The organism is Oceanisphaera marina (genome assembly GCF_014643915.1).
Classification (GTDB): domain Bacteria; phylum Pseudomonadota; class Gammaproteobacteria; order Enterobacterales; family Aeromonadaceae; genus Oceanimonas; species Oceanimonas marina.
Genome location: NZ_BMKE01000002.1, coordinates 119,519 through 137,010, shown reverse-complemented (window position 1 = coordinate 137,010; position 17,492 = coordinate 119,519). Strand labels below are relative to the sequence as shown.

13 protein-coding genes are annotated in these 17,492 nt (G+C 53.1%); 10 read left to right on the top strand and 3 right to left on the bottom strand.

Annotated elements, in window-relative coordinates; genetic code table 11:
* The first annotated feature begins 143 nt into the window (after positions 1–143).
* The 7 genes from IEW52_RS01935 to fusA all read left to right on the top strand — a co-directional run bounded on the left by IEW52_RS01935 (position 144) and on the right by fusA (position 10,579).
* Positions 144–623 (top strand): phosphatidylglycerophosphatase A family protein, encoded by a 480-nt coding sequence (locus tag IEW52_RS01935; protein WP_188628387.1) that lies wholly within the window; start codon positions 144–146, stop codon positions 621–623.
* Positions 624–1,198: 575 nt separating this feature from the next.
* On the top strand, positions 1,199–2,938 hold the full coding sequence (locus tag IEW52_RS01930) for a dipeptide ABC transporter ATP-binding protein (RefSeq protein ID WP_188628386.1): 1,740 nt from the start codon (positions 1,199–1,201) through the stop codon (positions 2,936–2,938).
* A 34-nt stretch (positions 2,939–2,972) separates the two neighbouring features.
* A complete protein-coding gene (locus tag IEW52_RS01925; protein ID WP_188628385.1) occupies positions 2,973–4,526 on the top strand; it encodes an ABC transporter substrate-binding protein in 1,554 nt (517 codons plus the stop codon).
* 84 nt (positions 4,527–4,610) lie between these two features.
* On the top strand, positions 4,611–5,585 hold the full coding sequence (locus tag IEW52_RS01920; protein ID WP_188628384.1) for an ABC transporter permease: 975 nt from the start codon (positions 4,611–4,613) through the stop codon (positions 5,583–5,585).
* A gap of 4 nt (positions 5,586–5,589) precedes the next feature.
* A complete protein-coding gene (locus IEW52_RS01915) occupies positions 5,590–6,525 on the top strand; it encodes an ABC transporter permease (protein WP_188628383.1) in 936 nt (311 codons plus the stop codon).
* A 143-nt stretch (positions 6,526–6,668) separates the two neighbouring features.
* Positions 6,669–8,009, top strand: coding sequence for a hypothetical protein (locus IEW52_RS01910; RefSeq protein ID WP_229667751.1), 1,341 nt, complete (start codon positions 6,669–6,671; stop codon positions 8,007–8,009).
* Between the two features lie 476 nt (positions 8,010–8,485).
* On the top strand, positions 8,486–10,579 hold the full coding sequence (gene fusA, locus IEW52_RS01905; protein WP_188628382.1) for an elongation factor G: 2,094 nt from the start codon (positions 8,486–8,488) through the stop codon (positions 10,577–10,579).
* 295 nt (positions 10,580–10,874) lie between these two features.
* Here fusA and dxs read toward each other — a convergent pair whose 3' ends face one another.
* The 3 genes from dxs to xseB are packed head-to-tail and all read right to left on the bottom strand — an operon-like array spanning position 10,875 to position 13,899.
* The gene (gene dxs, locus IEW52_RS01900) at positions 10,875–12,740 is read right to left on the bottom strand and encodes a 1-deoxy-D-xylulose-5-phosphate synthase (protein WP_188628381.1); all 1,866 of its coding nucleotides are present in this window, start codon (positions 12,738–12,740) and stop codon (positions 10,875–10,877) included.
* Positions 12,741–12,761: 21 nt separating this feature from the next.
* The gene (ispA, locus tag IEW52_RS01895) at positions 12,762–13,637 is read right to left on the bottom strand and encodes a (2E,6E)-farnesyl diphosphate synthase (protein WP_188628468.1); all 876 of its coding nucleotides are present in this window, start codon (positions 13,635–13,637) and stop codon (positions 12,762–12,764) included.
* Between the two features lie 16 nt (positions 13,638–13,653).
* Positions 13,654–13,899: an exodeoxyribonuclease VII small subunit gene (xseB, locus tag IEW52_RS01890; protein WP_188628380.1), complete on the bottom strand. Its 246-nt coding sequence runs from the start codon at positions 13,897–13,899 to the stop codon at positions 13,654–13,656.
* Positions 13,900–14,132: 233 nt separating this feature from the next.
* On the opposite strand from xseB, the gene pomA reads away from it, so the two are divergent.
* The 3 genes from pomA to thiI all read left to right on the top strand — a co-directional run bounded on the left by pomA (position 14,133) and on the right by thiI (position 17,400).
* Positions 14,133–14,888: a flagellar motor protein PomA gene (gene pomA, locus IEW52_RS01885; protein ID WP_188628379.1), complete on the top strand. Its 756-nt coding sequence runs from the start codon at positions 14,133–14,135 to the stop codon at positions 14,886–14,888.
* A 44-nt stretch (positions 14,889–14,932) separates the two neighbouring features.
* Entirely contained in the window at positions 14,933–15,781 is an 849-nt protein-coding gene (locus tag IEW52_RS01880; protein WP_229667758.1) for a flagellar motor protein MotB, read from the top strand.
* A gap of 167 nt (positions 15,782–15,948) precedes the next feature.
* Positions 15,949–17,400 (top strand): tRNA uracil 4-sulfurtransferase ThiI, encoded by a 1,452-nt coding sequence (gene thiI / locus IEW52_RS01875; protein WP_188628377.1) that lies wholly within the window; start codon positions 15,949–15,951, stop codon positions 17,398–17,400.
* Positions 17,401–17,492 lie beyond the last annotated feature (92 nt).

Below are 17,492 nucleotides of genomic sequence, written 5' to 3'. Positions count from 1 at the left end.
GTGGACGAAATAAGTGCACTTTACTCAAACCTGTTTTTGCCATGTAAGACGTCTTTATTCGTTAAATACAGGGCGGTTATATTTTACCCTTCACCATTTACTCTTCACTCCTTACCGTGAGTGAATCATTTAGGAGTGTCTAGATGAGAAAGCCTGAGCTTGCCAACTTGAAACTGTCCAATCCCTTGCACTTACTGGCCCTGGGTTTTGGCTCTGGCTTAAGCCCCGTTATGCCGGGCACCATGGGGACCCTGGCCGCCATTCCGTTGTATTGGCTGATACAGGGCCTTTCCCCCGCCTGGTATCTGTTGATTTTATTGCTGGGCTTTATTGCCGGTATCTGGATTTGCAATGCGGCGACCAGGGCCATTGGTCGTCATGACCACGGCGCCATCGTGTGGGATGAAATCATTGGTTATGGCATTACCATGTTTGCCGCTCCCGCCGGTTTGGGCTGGATGGTGGTGGGCTTTGTGCTGTTTCGCTTCTTCGATATTATCAAACCCTGGCCCATTAGCTGGTTTGATCGTCGCGTGCACGGCGGTTTCGGTATTATGCTCGACGATGTCATCGCCGGCGTGTTTGCCCTGGCCTGCCTGCAGTTACTCGTCTTGTATTGGTAAATCGGCATTGGTAAACCTGCGCTAAGCATCAAACGCCCAGCCCAGCTAAAGATACACACCGGCCCTCAAAAGGCCGGTGTTTTTTGCTTTTGTAGGCGCTGCTTCAGCTGTGCAATATCGTCGTTTTCGTTTTGCTGCGCAAAACCAGCCAGCTAAAGCAGCCTTCTACAGGTGCGGTGGTTTTCTGTTACCGGAGGTTGGGGATTGGCGCTATCTTTACCCCAATCCCCAATCCCCAATCCCCAATCCCCAATCCCCAATCCCCAATCCCCAATCCCTGATTTAGATCAAAAACTCTATTTTTGTTTCATTTCTCGCTTGACCTTTCCCGAGTCGTCAGTCATAAACTCTAGCTATCATTTATCTATTGAAACTTATTGCTGGTTTTGTGAGATGAATCGGGATGACTGCGATTTATCTTGGCACAGAACTGGGTTTACAATAGACGCGATATGTTGCTTTTTTGTAACTAACCTTTATTGTCATCACAAACCAGACAGTAACATAATCGATTGCCGCGCTACCTGTTGTAGCCGATGAAAGGATTGCGGCCCAAGTGGACCTCGAGGATGAATATGTCCCTGTTAGAAGTAAAAAACCTGCGCATTGAATATCCCTCTCGCCATGGCGTCATGGCTGCCATTGACGATTTATCCTTGAGTATTGAAAGAGGAGAAATTCTGGGGGTGGTCGGAGAATCCGGCGCCGGCAAGTCCACCATAGGCAACGCGGTGATCGACCTGTTGAGCCCGCCAGGGCGCATCGCCAAAGGGGAGGTTTATCTGGATGGCGAGCTTATTTCTGGCCTGAATGCCAACCAGATGCGCAGCATTCGCGGCAGTCGAATCGGTTTTATCTTTCAAGATCCCATGACCTCGCTGAATCCACTGTTTACCGTGGAATACCAGATGGTGGAAACCCTGCTGGCCAATACCGGCATGAGTCGGGATGCGGCGCGCAAAAAGTCGATATCACTACTGGACGCGGTCGGTATTCCCGAACCGGAGCTGCGCATCAAGCAGTATCCTCATCAGTTTTCCGGCGGTATGCGTCAACGGGTGGTGATTGCCATTGCACTGTCTTGCGACCCGGAGCTGATTATTGCCGACGAACCCACCACGGCACTGGATGTATCGATTCAAGACCAGATATTGACCCTGATCCGCAACCTGTGCAAAGAACGTAATGTAGGCTGCATGCTGGTGACTCATGATATGGGCGTGGTCTCTAACGTGACCGACCGCGTGGCGGTGATGTATCGCGGGCGCTTGATGGAAATAGGCCCCACCGCCCAGGTGCTGGGCACCCCCAGCCACGATTACACCAAGAGCCTGATTTCTGCCGTGCCGCGATCCGATGTCAAGCTGCATCGGTTTCCGCTGGTGTCTTACATTGAAGACGCCAAGGAAAAAACCACTTTGGATCTTAAAAACCACTGGTTGGGACAAAGTCAGGATCAGCGCGATTACAGCGGCTCTTTGCTGAGAGTGGAGCATTGCAACCTGCGCTTTGTTACCCAGGACTCGCTGTTTGCCTCACGCCGTCAGTATCTGCAAGCCACTAACGATGTCAGTTTTGAGATAGCCGAGGGCGAAACCTTTGGCCTGGTGGGCGAGTCGGGATCGGGCAAGTCGACCATAGCGCGTGCCATTACCGGCCTGTATCCGCCCGACAGCGGTAAAATCTGGTTTGAAGGCATAGAGTTGACCGCGATTAAAAGCGAAAAACAGCGTCGCCCAATACGCCGACAAATGCAGATGGTATTTCAAAACCCCTATTCTTCCCTTAACCCCCGGATGCGGGTGGCCGACATTATTGCCGAGCCGATTCGTTTTCATCAGCTGGCGAAAAATGAAGTACAAATTCGCGGCATTGTCGACGATCTGCTTGATTATGTCGGTCTGGGGAAAGCGGCCGGGCTCAAGTTTCCTCACGAGTTTTCCGGTGGCCAACGCCAGCGGATCTCTATTGCTCGTGCGCTGGCTACGCGCCCGCGACTGCTGATTTGTGACGAGCCCACCTCGGCGCTGGATGTGTCGGTACAGGCTCAAATTCTCAATTTATTGAAAGACTTGCAAGACGAGTTGAAGCTGACCATGCTTTTTATCAGCCACGATTTGCCGGTTATCCGCCAAATGTGCGATCGCATCGGCGTCATGAAAAAAGGCACGCTGGTAGAAGTGGCTGAAACCGAGCAGCTGTTTACCCATGCGAGCGATCCCTACAGTCGCTCTCTGATTTCTTTAATGCCCGAATTCAAGGGGATGTCACGGGAAGGTCTGAATATTTCCACCACCACAATGGACCCTCGCTAACGGATCCACATTAACCATGTCAATGGAGTGTTACATGAAAAAAGGACTCAATAAAGTAACGGCAGCGCTGCTGGCTGCCGGGCTGGCATTCAGTGTTCAGGCGGCGGATATCACCATTGCCTACGATGCGGATCCTGTCTCTATGGATCCGCATGAGCAGCTGTCGGGCGCCACCATGGAGATGTCGCATCTGTTGTTCGACCCGCTGGTACGTTGGACCAAAGATTTCGACATTGAGCCGCGCCTGGCAGAAAAGTGGGAACGGATTGATGAAAACACCATGCGCTTCCATTTACGCAAGGGCGTCACCTTTCACAGTGGCAACGAGTTGACTGCCGATGATGTGGTGTGGACCTTTAATCGCCTGAAAGAATCGCCGGACTTCAAGGCTATTTTCAACCCCTTCAGTGCGGCGTCCAGGGTAGATAAGTATTCGGTCGACCTGGTGACCAAAGGGCCGTTTCCGCTGGTACTGAATACCGTGACCTATCTGTTCCCGATGGATTCCAAGTACTACAGCGGTAAAACCGATGACGGTCAAGACAAGGGGGCCGTGGTGAAACATGGCAGCTCGTTTGCGTCGACCCATCCTTCTGGTACCGGCCCTTTCAAGCTCAAGTTCCGCCAGCAGGGCGTTAAGGTAGAATACGAACGTAACGCCGACTACTGGGATAACGCCTCACCGGGTAACGTACAAAACATGACGCTGGTGCCGATTAAGGAAGACGCTACTCGAGTGGCGGCCTTGCTGGCCGGTGACGTCGACTTCATCAAACCGGTTTCGCCCAACGACCAAAATCGCGTCAAATCGGCCAACGGCGTCAAGCTGGTGACCGAATCGGGCACGCGCATTATTACCTTTCAGCTGAACCAGGATCGTTTCGAGCCCTTTAAAGATGTGCGAGTGCGCCAGGCGGTGAACTACGCGGTGAATCAGGACGGTATTGTAAAACGCATCATGCGCGGCTTTGGCACCACGGCATCGCAACAGGCTCCGGCCGGTTATGTGGGCCACAATCCTGAGCTGAAGCCCCGTTTTGATCTGGACAAAGCCAAGCAGCTGATGGCTGACGCCGGTTATAAAGACGGCTTTAAAATCAGCATGATTGCGCCCAACAACCGTTATGTAAACGACTTTAGAATTGCCGAAGCGGTAAAGGCGATGCTGGCGCGCATTAATATCGATGTGGATCTCAAAACCATGCCGGTGGCGCAATACTGGCCCGAGTTCGATAAATGCAACGCCGACATGCTGATGATTGGTTGGCACTCGGATACCGAAGATGCGGCCAATTTCTCCGAATTCCTGACCATGACCCGCAATGAAGAAACCGGCCGCGGCCAGTATAACTGCGGTCACTATGCCAACCCGGAGCTGGATCAGTTGATTGAGTCCGCCAACCTGGAAACCGATGGCGAAAAACGCGGCAAGATGCTGCAGCAGGCAGAAAAAATCCTGTATGACGATGCCGCTTTCGTGCCGCTGCATTGGCAGGATCTCGCCTGGGGTGCGCGCGATAACATAGGTGCCGAAGCGGTGGTGAACGCCATGGACTTCCCGTACCTGGGTGATTTGGTCGTCGAATAAAAACTGGGATTAGGGATTAGGGATTAGGGATTAGGGAGTTTTCCCATTCCCTGATCCCCATTCCCGCTATTGGATGTAACAAAGATGCTTACTTTTTTACTGAAACGGCTGTTCCAGGTGGTAGTGGTGATGTTTATCATCAGCCTGGTTGCGTTTTCAATTCAGGATAATCTGGGTGACCCGCTGCGCGAGCTGGTTGGCCAGTCGGTTTCGGAAGAAGTTCGTCAACAAATGCGCACCGATATGGGCCTGAACGATCCCTTTATGGTGAAGTACGGCCGGTTTGTGGGCAATGCACTGCAGGGGGATTTTGGGACTTCTTACTTTTACAAGAAACCCACCCTGGAGGTGATTTTCGAAAAATTACCGGCCACTCTGGAGCTGGTGTTTTGTGCCAGCATCATCATAGTTGCGTTCAGTATTCCACTGGGCGTGTATTCCGCCATCAAGCCGCGGGCTTTCTTGTCCCGGCTGGTGATGGGGGTCAGCATAGTGGGCATTTCGGTACCTGTGTTCCTGACCGCTATTCTGCTGATGTATGTGTTTTCCATTGAGCTGGGCTGGCTGCCGGCTTATGGCCGTGGCGAGCTGACCAGCCCGCTGGGTTGGGAGTCGGGGCTGTTCAACTGGCAGGGCTTTCGTAACCTGATACTGCCCAGTATTGCGCTTTCTTCCATTATGCTGCCGCTGTTTATCCGCCTGGTTCGCTCAGAAATGCTTGAGCAGTTAAGTTCGGAATACGTCAAGTTTGGCTGGGCTAAGGGGTTGGCCAAGTATCGCATCTGGTTTGTGCATGCCCTTAAAAATACCTTGCTGCCCTTGATCACCGTGGGTGGGGTGCAAATCGGTACCATGGTGGCCTACACCATTCTGACCGAAACCGTGTTCCAGTGGCCGGGGATTGGCTTGCTGTTTCTGGATGCCATTAATCGGGTGGATACGCCGTTAATTACTACTTACGTGATTTTTGTGGGATTTGTGTTTGTGGTAACCAACACCATAGTCGACTTGTTCTATGGCTTGATTAACCCCACCGTTAACCTGGCTGCAAAGGGATGATGCCATGACCACCAACGTGAATCTCAGCCGCTGGACTCGCTTTAAACAGTCGGATTTTCTGTATCACTTTCGTCGCGACAAGGTGGCCATGTTCAGCTTTGCCGTGTTTGTGGCCTTGCTGGCGGCTGCGCTGCTGTCGCCCATTATTGCCCCTCATAACCCCTACGATCTGGCCACCATTGATATTCTGGACTCGGAATTGCCGCCCAGCTGGCAAGACATGGGCGATGAGCGCTTCTTGCTGGGGACTGATGTGCAGGGGCGCGATATTTTAAGCACCATTTTATATGGCTCGCGGGTGTCGCTGATGATTGGTCTGGGGGCGGTTGCATTGCAGCTGCTCATCGGCATTATTGTGGGCTTGTCGGCCGGTTATTTTGGTGGGCGTATCGACAACCTGCTCATGCGTTTTGCCGATGTGCAATTGTCGTTTTCCACCATGATGGTGGCCATTATCGTGTCGGCGGTATTCCAGGCCACCCTGGGGGCCGACTTTTACGCCGAATATGCGGTATTGATGCTGGTGGTGATCATCGGCCTGGCGGAATGGCCCCAGTATGCCCGTACCATTCGCGCCACCGTGCTGGCGGAAAAGAAAAAGGAATATGTAGAAGCTGCCAGGGTGATGGGCTTCAAGTCGATGCGCATCATGTTTCGTCATATCTTGCCCAACTGCCTGTCGCCGATTCTGGTGATCTCGACGGTGCAGGTGGCCAACGCCATCATGAGCGAGGCGGCGCTGTCGTTTTTGGGGCTGGGCATGCCGGTCGACAAGCCCTCGCTGGGCTCGTTGATCAGCATGGGCTTTAGCTATATCTTCTCCGGTTCCTGGTGGATTACCGCCTTCCCGGGTATGTATCTGGTCATTCTGGTCTTGGTGATCAATCTATTGGGTGACTGGCTGCGGGATGTGTTTAACCCCAAGTTATATAAAGGATAAACACAGCCTGAAGCTGTCAGCTGTAAGTTAAGGGCGAGCACAGGTGTTTTCCCTTGGCTTACAGCGTATGGCGTAAAGCGTATGGTTGTCTTTAACTGACAGCTTGAAGCTGACCGCTTACCGCTTTAATTCAAGGAATTATCTTGTTTGCACGTATTTCTGATACAGCCCGCCGCCGTCTGGCGGGCTGCTTGATCCTGTTTGCCATGCTGGCGGTGGCCGCAGGTTTGCTAGGGTTGCCAGTCAGCCCGAGTATGGCGGGTGTGGGCTACTGGGGGGCGGCGCTATTATTGTGGCCTGGTCTGTCGCGGCGTAATCGGCTGCAGGCGCTGGTATTACTGCTGGTGGGGGCGATGTGCCTGGTCGTCAGTGCCTGGCTGGGAGCCGAAGTGAGTGTGTCGCGTCTGCTGTCCAGCAACACCGGTTTGTTGTCCATGCTGGTTGCCGTCAGTTTTCTGAGCCTGGTCAGCCGGCCCAATGATGAGCAAGAAGAGCGTTTGCCGCGAGGAAAGGGCGCCGTGGCTTCTACCCTGGGCGCTGTGCATCTGTTTGGTTCGGTGATCAATCTATCGTCGGTGTTCATCATTGGCGACCGATTGGCGCGGCGTAATAGTGTTAGCCGGGAGCAGGCGATAGTGCTGATCCGAGGCTTTACCGCCGCGGCCTTCTGGTCCCCCTTTTTTGGGGCCATGGCGGTGGCGCTCAGTGTGGCACCCCATGCCCGATTGAGTAGACTGTGGCTGGTGAGCATGCCGCTGGCGCTGCTGGCGATGGTCCTGACCTTTTATCAGTTATCCAGGCCAACATCACCAAAGCAGAGTAGGCCCCCTGCGGCACCGATTACCGACTTTGTGGGGTATCCGCTGCATTTAGGGGGGATCTGGTTACCGGCGCTGCTGGCGATTGCGGTGCTGGTCCTGCATCAGTTATGGCCCGCGTTGTCTATTCTGGCCATCATCACCTTGCTGGCGCCGGTATTCAGCTTAAGCGTGCTGGCGGCAGGCAAGCGCTCGCCACTGGCCGCAATAGGGCGGCTAACTGCAGGCAGACTGCCGCAAATGGGCAACGAACTGGCCTTGTTCCTGGCGGCCGGCGTGCTGGCATATGGCCTCGAAACTCTGTTGTCGAGCTGGGGAGGTAGCTTGCCGCTGGAACATTTTGGTGCTACCGAAGCCAGCCTGACCTATCTGGCTATTGTATTGCTGTCTTTGTGTGGCATTCATCCCATTGTGGGTATCGCATTGGCAGGCTCGGTATTGACGCCGCTTGAACCGGATCACACCTTGCTGGCGCTGGTATTTTTATCCTCCTGGGCGATAGGCACCGCAACCGGGCCGTTATCGGGTATCAACCTGGCCTTTCAGGGGCGTTACGGCATCGATTCTTTCGCTATAATGCGTTGGAATTCAAGCTATCTGATGTTGATGTCGGCGAGTGTAGTGGCGGCGATTTGGCTGTTGGCCAGAATGCTTGGCGTGCAGTGAGCAGGCACCGAGTTGGCCCGGGACGAATCTACGCCTCTTGACCGTGAATACCAGGTGAAAACTGAGGCTGTTCTGTGCCTTTCAGGAGAAAAGATGAAATACATTTTGCTTAAAGTTTTGATTACTATACTTATTTTTTCAGGTCTGTTTGCCTGGATTTATTACAAGGTAGCCAGTGGCACCTTGTAGTCAATACAGCGCGAGCGAGACTGGGAATATCCCGTTTTCAATCCGCCCGCCGTTGTGGTTAAAAACGCTGATATGGAACCTTAGCTCTTGAAAACAGAGAAGAGATGGTAAAAGCCAAAGCCGTGCTCATTAATGATTTTGCTGTTTAAAAAATGGCCATTATCGTGTCTTCGTATTTGCGCCCCGTCAGGTTTTAATACATAATGTGCGGCCTAAAAACTGTGTCGGTGTGTCAGTACCTTTTGGATGCTCCGTCTACTTCTTAAACTAATCATTAAAGTTGAATCATGGCCGAATTATCCAAATACAGAAACATTGGTATCTTCGCTCACGTTGATGCGGGTAAAACCACGACTACCGAGCGTATTCTTAAACTCACCGGACGTATCCACAAGTCGGGTGAAACCCACGACGGTGAATCAACTACTGACTTCATGGAACAGGAAGCCGAGCGCGGTATTACCATCCAGTCTGCAGCAGTAAGTTGTTTCTGGAAAGATCACCGTTTCAACGTGATCGACACCCCCGGACACGTTGACTTTACCGTTGAAGTATACCGTTCACTGAAAGTACTGGACGGCGGCATCGGTGTATTCTGTGGTTCAGGCGGCGTTGAGCCTCAGTCTGAAACCAACTGGCGCTATGCGAACGACTCTGAAGTTTCGCGTATCATCTTCGTAAACAAGCTGGACCGTATCGGTGCCGACTTCTTGCGCGTTGTTCAGCAGACTCGTGACGTGCTGGCGGCCAACCCCATCGTTATGGTGCTGCCAATTGGCCGTGAAGACGAGTTCAAGGGTGTTGTTGACCTGCTGACCCGTAAAGCATGGGTATGGGACGACTCTGGCCTGCCAGAAAACTACACCATCGAAGATGTACCAGCCGACATGGTTGATCAGGTAGAAGAATACCGTGAAATGCTGGTTGAAAGCGCCGTTGAGCAAGACGACGACCTGATGGAAGCTTACATGGAAGGTAACGAGCCTTCTATTGAAGAGCTGAAGCGTTGTATCCGCAAGGGTACTCGTACCATGGCGTTGTTCCCAACTTACTGTGGTTCTGCCTTTAAAAACAAAGGTATGCAGCTGGTACTGGACGCGGTAGTTGATTACCTGCCAAACCCGGTTGAAGTTGATCCACAGCCGCTGACCGACGAAGAAGGTGTTGAGACAGGCGAATTCGCCATCGTTGACGCCGACGCGCCACTGAAAGCTCTGGCATTCAAAATCATGGATGACCGCTTCGGTGCGCTGACCTTCGTTCGTATCTATGCAGGCCGCCTGAAGAAGGGTGACACCATCCTGAACAGCGCTACCGGCAAAACCGAACGTGTTGGCCGCATGGTTGAAATGCATGCCGACGAGCGTAACGAGCTGGAATCGGCACAAGCCGGTGACATCATCGCCATCATCGGTATGAAGAACGTGCAAACCGGCCACACTCTGTGTGACGTCAAGCACCCTTGTACCCTGGAAGCCATGGTATTCCCAGAGCCAGTTATCTCTATCGCTGTTGCGCCTAAAGACAAGAACGGTTCCGAGAAAATGGGCGTTGCGATCGGCAAGATGATTGCAGAAGATCCGTCTTTCCGCGTTGAAACCGATGAAGATTCCGGTGAAACCATCCTGAAAGGCATGGGTGAACTGCACCTGGACATCAAAGTCGACATCTTGAAGCGTACTTACGGTGTTGAGCTGATCGTTGGTGAGCCTCAGGTTGCCTACCGCGAAACCATCACTGCCGAAGTTGAAGACAGCTACACCCACAAGAAGCAGTCTGGTGGTTCAGGTCAGTACGGTAAGATTGACTATAAGATCCGTCCAGGCGAAGCCAACACTGGCTTTGTGTTCAAGTCTTCTGTAGTGGGCGGTAACGTTCCTAAAGAATTCTGGCCTGCTATCGAAAAAGGTTTCGGCAGCATGATGAAGACAGGTACCATCGCTGGTTTCCCTGTGCTGGACGTTGAATTTGAGCTGATTGACGGTGCTTTCCACGCGGTTGACTCCTCAGCCATTGCGTTTGAAATTGCTGCTAAAGGCGCGTTCCGTCAGTCTATCGCCAAAGCCAAGCCACAGCTGCTTGAGCCGGTGATGAAGGTTGATGTGTTCACTCCTGAAGATCACGTAGGTGACGTTATTGGTGACTTGAACCGTCGTCGTGGCATGATCAAAGATCAGATTGCTGGTGTAACCGGTGTTCGTATCAAGGCTGACGTACCTCTGTCCGAAATGTTCGGTTACATTGGTTCGCTGCGTACCATGACTTCTGGCCGTGGTCAGTTCTCCATGGAGTTCTCGCACTACGCAGCTTGCCCTGCCAACATCTCTGAAAAGGTTGTTGCCCAGGTTGCAGAGCGTAAAGCGGCTGAAGCCAAGAAGTAAATTCGCTTAAGATTCAGGTCTAAAGCAAAAACCGCTGCTCCGGCAGCGGTTTTTTTATGTCTGAAAAACACGAGATAACAGCGCTAAGCCTGACATCTTTTTATTGAGATTGGATGGCTGGCCCAGTGGCGTGCCGCGGGAGGTGGTTGGGGTGCCTCAGGTATACAGACTCAAAGGTGATCAAATCTTTACTTTAATGGGTATAAGTATAAACAGAAGAAGACAAAAAATGCGGTGACGTTTGGGCCAGTTCTGGCGTCAAACGTCACCGCAGAGTGCTGTTATAGAAGGGAGTTCAGCGAGCTTGGTATTCCCGAATTGACTGCACCATGCCTTCGGCATTCAGACCCAGTTTGGCCAAAATTTGCTGTTGGCTGCCTTGTTCAACAAACACATCAGGTAGGCCCAGATTCAGCATTGGCACCGGCTTTTTGTGGCGCATCAGGCACTCATTTACCGCCGAACCGGCGCCGCCCATAATGGCGTTCTCTTCTATGGTGACCAGCAAGTCATGGTCGGCCAGCAGCGATAATACCAAGGCCTCATCCAGCGGCTTCACAAAGCGCATGTCGACCAGGGTGGCGCTCAGCTGTTCGGCGGCGGCTTGGGCCTCGGCCAGCAAGGTGCCGAAGTTGAGCAGGGCAATCTTGCCGCCCTGGCGGATCACGCGCCCCTTACCCAGTTCGATCGCCGTCATGTGTTCTTGTATCTCAACGCCACTGCCGTTGCCGCGCGGATAACGCACCGCGGCAGGTCCCGGATGCTGATAACCGGTATAGAGCATTTGCCGGCATTCGTTTTCATCGGCCGGGGTCATGATCACCATATTGGGAATGGTGCGCATAAAGCTCAGATCATAAGCTCCCTGATGAGTCGGACCATCGGCGCCCACTATGCCGGCGCGGTCGATGGCAAACAGCACGTCCAGATTTTGCAGTGCCACATCGTGGATCAACTGATCATAAGCGCGCTGCAAAAAGGTGGAGTAAATGGCGACCACCGGCTTTTTGCCTTCGATAGCCATGCCCGCCGCCAGCGTCACCGCATGTTGTTCGGCAATGGCTACATCAAAGTAACGCTTGGGATACTCTTGCGAGAAGCGTACCAGGCCGGAGCCTTCGCGCATGGCCGGCGTAATCGCCATTAGCTGCGGACAGACCTTGGCCATGTCGCACAGCCAGTTGCCAAAGATGCTGGAGTAACTGGGGCCGGCAGAAACACTCTTGGGCAGGCTGCTGTCGGCCGGATTGAATTTGGGCACACCATGGTAACCAATGGGGTCTTTCTCTGCGGGCAGGTAACCTTTGCCTTTGCGGGTCATTATATGCAAGAACTGCGGCCCCTTGAGCTTGCGCATATTACGCAGCGTCTCAACCAGGGTGTTGATGTCGTGGCCGTCTATGGGGCCCACATAGTTGAAGCCGAATTCCTCAAAGAGAGTGCCGGGAATGACCATGCCTTTGATATGTTCTTCGGTGCGCTTGGCCAGCTCTTTCAGCGGTGGCAATATTTCCAGTGCTTTCTTGCCGCCTTCGCGCAGACTGCTGTATAGCGAGCCCGACATAATGCGCGCCAGATGATTATTCAGCGCGCCGACATTTTCCGAAATCGACATCTCGTTGTCGTTCAAGATAACCAGCATGTCTTTATGAATATCACCGGCGTGATTTAAGGCTTCAAATGCCATACCGGCGGTAATGGCACCATCCCCGATAATGGCGGCGACCTTGCGACCTTGTTGTTCCTGATCGGCCGCGATGGCCATGCCCAGCGCGGCACTGATGCTGGTGCTGGAGTGGCCCACGCTCAGGGTGTCGTATTCACTTTCTTCGCGCCAGGGAAAAGGGTGCAGGCCCTGAAACTGACGAATATGGGCCATGCGCTCGCGTCGGCCGGTCAGAATCTTGTGCGGGTAAGCCTGATGGCCCACGTCCCACACCAGGCGATCGAACGGCGTGTTATAGACATAGTGCAAGGCCACGGTCAGTTCGACCACGCCCAGGCCAGAAGCCAGGTGACCACTACTTTGGCTAACCGAGTGCAGCAGAAACGATCTCAGCTCCGCGCACAACGCAGGTAACCTGTCTTGAGGCAGGCTGCGCAGCTCGTCGGGCAGGTTAGCCAGTGCCAGGGTTGGATAATCGGCAATATTCAGACTCATAAGCTTATTATTATGCTCGCTCTAAAACTCGCGTTTCACGATGTAATGAGCGAATGCTTCCAGTGTTTGAGTTGGATAGGGGATATCAGCCAGCGCCGACAACGCCTGCTGCTGCAAGTCATCGGCAAGCGACCGGGCACCATCAAGGCCCAGCAGGGCAGGGTAGGTGCTTTTTTGCTGCACCAGATCCTTGCCCTGGGTTTTGCCCAGGGTTTGCGTATCGGCGGTAATATCCAGAATATCGTCCTGCACCTGAAATGCTAGGCCAATGGCGTCGGCATAACGGCTTAGCGCAGTAAAATGTGCTTCTTGCATATGGGTAGCACAAAGTGCACCCAGGCGCACGGCGGCACGAATCAAGGCGCCGGTTTTGTGACGGTGCAGACATTCCAGGGTGGCGTGATCGATGGCTTTGCCTTCCGACTGGATATCCAGCGCCTGACCCCCGCACATCCCCTGATAACCGCTGGCCCTGGCCAGCTCTTGTACCATGCGTAATTGCCGCTCGGCGCTTAAGCCCAGGTTTGACTGGCTCAATAGTTCGAAGGCCAGTGATTGCAGTGCATCGCCCGCCAAAATCGCGGTGGCCTGACCAAAGGCCTTGTGAACCGTGGGCTGGCCGCGGCGCAAATCGTCATCGTCCATGGCGGGCAAGTCATCGTGGATCAACGAATAGGCATGAATACATTCTATGGCGGCGGCGGCGGCATCCTGTGCGGCAGGGTTGGCCTGTCCCAGTACGTCGCTGCTGGCATAAACCAGCATGGGGCGCACACGCTTCCCCCCTTGCAGCAGGCCATATTCCATGGCGGCTTTCAGTTCTGGTGCCAACGGAGGAAGGGCGTTAATGGCATCAGCCAGTACCCTGGCTATGCGCTCATGATAATGTTGCTGCATGTGAATAAAGCTCACCTTAGCGTTCCTCTTGGCTCGAAGCGAAGGTCACTAGCTGTTCTTCATCCTGTTGCAGTAATATTTGAACTTGCTGCTCGGCCTGGGTTAACCGTTGCTGACCGGCGCGTACCAGCTGCACGCCCCGTTCAAAAGATTTGAGCGACTGCTCTAGACTCAGATCACCCTCTTCCAGCTGGTTAACCAGGTTTTCCAGTTCTGCGAGGGCGCTTTCAAAATCCATATTTTCAGGTTTTTTGGTAGCCACGGGCATCCTCTGTCATTAAGCGGCAAAATGATGGGCAATAGTATCATTGCCATCCTGCTTTTGGCGAAACTTATAGCCGCTCACCGATGAGGCTCGATAAGTGGTCAAGGATCCGATGCGACTGCCGATAAAACCAGTAGCGACAACAGAAGGCGTAACAGGGTAAGATTGGCACCAATTATGCGCACAAAAATCATGTCTATATACATGTTATAACCAATGAGGACCTTGCTTTGGATCTGGCAACGATTATCGGATTAGTCGGTGGCCTGGCATTTGTTGCCATGGCCATGGTGCTGGGAGGCAGCCTGGGCATGTATGCCGATGTGCCCTCTTTTTTTATTGTATTTATCGGCTCATTGTTCGTGGTGATGATGAAGTTCAACTTTGGCCAGTTTCTGGGCGCGGCCAAGGTGGCGGCCAAGGCGTTTATCTTCAAGCTGGAAAAGCCCGAAGAGCTGATTGAACGAGTAGTGGTGTTGGCCGATTCGGCACGCAAGGGCGGCTTTCTGGCTCTGGAAGAGGCGGAGATCACCAACCCCTTTCTGCAAAAAGCGGTAGACATGCTGGTGGATGGCCACGAACAGAGCGTGGTTAAAATGGCGCTGGAAAAAGACATTGATCTGACCGCAGAACGCCAGGAGCAGGGGGCCAAGATTTTTCGCGCCCTGGGTGATGTAGCGCCGGCCATGGGCATGATAGGCACTCTTATTGGTCTGGTGGCCATGCTGGCCAACATGGACGATCCCAAAGCCATCGGCCCGGCCATGGCCATCGCCTTGCTCACCACACTGTATGGCGCCATGCTGGCCAACATGCTCGCCTTGCCCATTGCCGACAAGCTTGAGTTGCGCTCGGAAGAAGAGCGGCTTAATCGTACTCTTATTCTTGATGCGGTACTGGGCATTCAAGATGGCCAGAATCCGAGAGTGTTGCAGGGCTTGCTGGAAAACTACCTGGCCGACGCTAAACGGTCGAAGGAGGAGTAGTGGCTAAAAAGTGCAAGCAGGCCGCCGCCGGCGCGCCTGCCTGGATGGCGACCTTTGCCGATCTCGCCACTATATTGATGAGTTTCTTCGTACTTTTGCTGGCTTTTGCCGAGATGGACGTGGTCAAGTTCAAACAGGTGGCTGGCAGTATGAAATATGCCTTTGGCGTGCAAAACCAGCTGGAGGTATCTGAAATTCCCAAAGGTACTTCCGTGATTGCGCTTGAGTTTCGACCGGGCCAGCCACAACCCACGCCCATTGATGTGATCATGCAGCACACCACGGATTCCACCCAGGCCGAGCTGGATTTTCAGCCCGGCGAAGAGGACAGAGCGGCGGGGCAGAATCGTGAAACCGGTGATCAAAGCGGAAGTGATAATCAGGACATACCGCAAGTCGATCCGCAAACCATGACTCTGGCACAAGAGCTGGCCGAAGAGCTGAATGATTCAATCGAACAGGATGCCATTGAAATTGAAGCGCTGGGTCAGCAGGTCATTATTCGTATCAAGGAAAACGCTTCTTTCTCGTCTGGCTCGGCGTTTTTGCAGCCTCAATTCTGGCCGGTAGTGCGTAAAATTGGCGGCTTGCTAAAAGATATTCCCGGCGAAATACTGGTGTCGGGTCATACCGATGATATACAAAGCCGCAACGAGTTGTTTCGCTCCAACTGGGAACTCTCATCGCAGCGGGCGTTGGCAGTGGCCGATCAGTTATTGAAAGTAGACGGCTTTGCGGAAGAGCGCATGGTGGTGATGGGCATGGCCGGTACCCGACCATTGGCACCTAACGACACATCGGAAAGCCGGCGTCGCAATCGCCGGGTGGAAATCACCATTTCGCAAGGCAAGCCCAGATTTAGCGCCCCACTCGACCTGAACGCGCCGCGCTAGAATACCAAAAGATAGGTAGGGAGTGGTCGAGACTCATTCCCTACCTATCTTTTCCTTCCGCATTCCCGTTAACTATTTTTTGAACAAAAGCCCAGTATTAGGGTGTATAATATCGGGCTTTATTTTTGTATCGATTCACTCTCTGTTGTTCTAGGCGTACCGCATTTATGAAATTTATTATCAAGCTTCATCCAGAAATCACGATCAAGAGCCGTTCGGTGCGCCAGCGTATGTGCAAGCTCTTGCAAGGCAATATTCGAACCGTACTGACCCCGCTGGATGAAAACGTCAAAATTCGGTCCGACTGGGACAAGCTGATCGTTCGCACCAATTTTTTTACCGACGAACACCGTCAGGAGATGATTCAGGCTCTGGCCTGTATTCCTGGTATTCAGGCGTTTCTGGAGGTGCAAGAGCACCAGGTTGCCACTCTGGACGAGATTCTGACCCACACCGAACAGGCGTTCGGCGCCAGTCTGGCAGGTAAAACCTTTTGCGTACGGGCCAAGCGCCGTGGACAACAGATTTTCAGCTCGCTGGATGTTGAACGCTATGTGGGCGGCGGCTTGAATCAACGCTGCAATACGGCCGGTGTTAAGCTGAAAAATCCCGATGTGCAGGTCAATCTGGAACTGGATGGCGAGCGCCTGTATTTGGTGAATCAACAATATGCCGGTCTGGGTGGTTATCCCATTGCAACTCAGGAAAGCGTGCTCAGTTTGATGTCTGGCGGTTATGACTCGGGCGTATCCTCTTATCAGTTCATCAAGCGCGGTAGCCGGGTACATTATTGCTTCTTTAACCTGGGCGGTGACGAGCACGAGGCCGGGGTACGTGAAGTCGTTTATTATTTGTGGAAGAAATACGGCTCTTCCCATCGGGTCAAGTTTATCTCGGTTCCCTTCGAAGGCGTGGTCGGTGAGATCCTGGAAAAAGTAGACAACGGTTACATGGGCGTGATCCTCAAGCGGATGATGATGCGTGCCGGTGCCGTGGTCGCCGAAAGATTGGGCATTAATGCGCTGGTGACAGGTGAGGCCATGGGGCAGGTATCGAGCCAGACGGTCACCAATTTGAATGTCATTGATCAGGTGACGAATACCTTGATCATGCGCCCGCTCGTGGCCTACGATAAGCAGGATATTATTGATGTGGCTCGCCAGATTGGTACGGCCGCTTATGCCGAAAAAATGCCGGAATATTGCGGTGTTATTTCGAAGAATCCGACCATCAAGGCAAAACTGGGCCGAGTGGCAGAAGAAGAAAGCCACTTCGACTTTGGCGTGCTTGATGCCGCAATCGAGGCTGCTGTAGTGGATGACATTCGCAAGCTTGAGCAAAAATGGCAATTACCCGAAGTTGAATTCAGTAAGGGCAGCGACGACGTTGCCGAGGTGATCCTCGATATTCGCGCGCCCGAAGAGGAGGAAGAAACTCCCCTGGCGGTGCCGGGCCGCAAAGTCGTCGTGATGCCGTTCTTCAAGTTGTCGAGCCAGTTTACCGAGCTGGATCCCAGCAAGACCTACCTGCTGTATTGCGCCCGTGGCGTTATGAGCCGCCTGCAGGCGATTCATTTAAAAGAGCAGGGCTTTGATAACGTCAAGGTGTATAAGCCTTAAAAACAAGCCGGAAGCGGTAAGCCGCAAGAAAAAGCCGAGCTAAAAGAAAACACCGAGCCTGTGTCAGGTTCGGTGTTTTTTTTGGTCGTAAT

What these genes read in the sequence shown, in the direction of transcription:
- IEW52_RS01880 (WP_229667758.1), top strand. Translation starts at nt 14,933, where the DNA reads ATGGCGACCTTTGCCGATCTCGCCACTATATTGATGAGTTTCTTCGTA.
- fusA (WP_188628382.1), top strand. Translation starts at nt 8,486, where the DNA reads ATGGCCGAATTATCCAAATACAGAAACATTGGTATCTTCGCTCACGTT.
- IEW52_RS01935 (WP_188628387.1), top strand. Translation starts at nt 144, where the DNA reads ATGAGAAAGCCTGAGCTTGCCAACTTGAAACTGTCCAATCCCTTGCAC.
- thiI (WP_188628377.1), top strand. Translation starts at nt 15,949, where the DNA reads ATGAAATTTATTATCAAGCTTCATCCAGAAATCACGATCAAGAGCCGT.
- IEW52_RS01925 (WP_188628385.1), top strand. Translation starts at nt 2,973, where the DNA reads ATGAAAAAAGGACTCAATAAAGTAACGGCAGCGCTGCTGGCTGCCGGG.
- dxs (WP_188628381.1), bottom strand. Translation starts at nt 12,740, where the DNA reads ATGAGTCTGAATATTGCCGATTATCCAACCCTGGCACTGGCTAACCTG.
- IEW52_RS01915 (WP_188628383.1), top strand. Translation starts at nt 5,590, where the DNA reads ATGACCACCAACGTGAATCTCAGCCGCTGGACTCGCTTTAAACAGTCG.
- IEW52_RS01920 (WP_188628384.1), top strand. Translation starts at nt 4,611, where the DNA reads ATGCTTACTTTTTTACTGAAACGGCTGTTCCAGGTGGTAGTGGTGATG.
- ispA (WP_188628468.1), bottom strand. Translation starts at nt 13,637, where the DNA reads ATGCAGCAACATTATCATGAGCGCATAGCCAGGGTACTGGCTGATGCC.
- IEW52_RS01930 (WP_188628386.1), top strand. Translation starts at nt 1,199, where the DNA reads ATGTCCCTGTTAGAAGTAAAAAACCTGCGCATTGAATATCCCTCTCGC.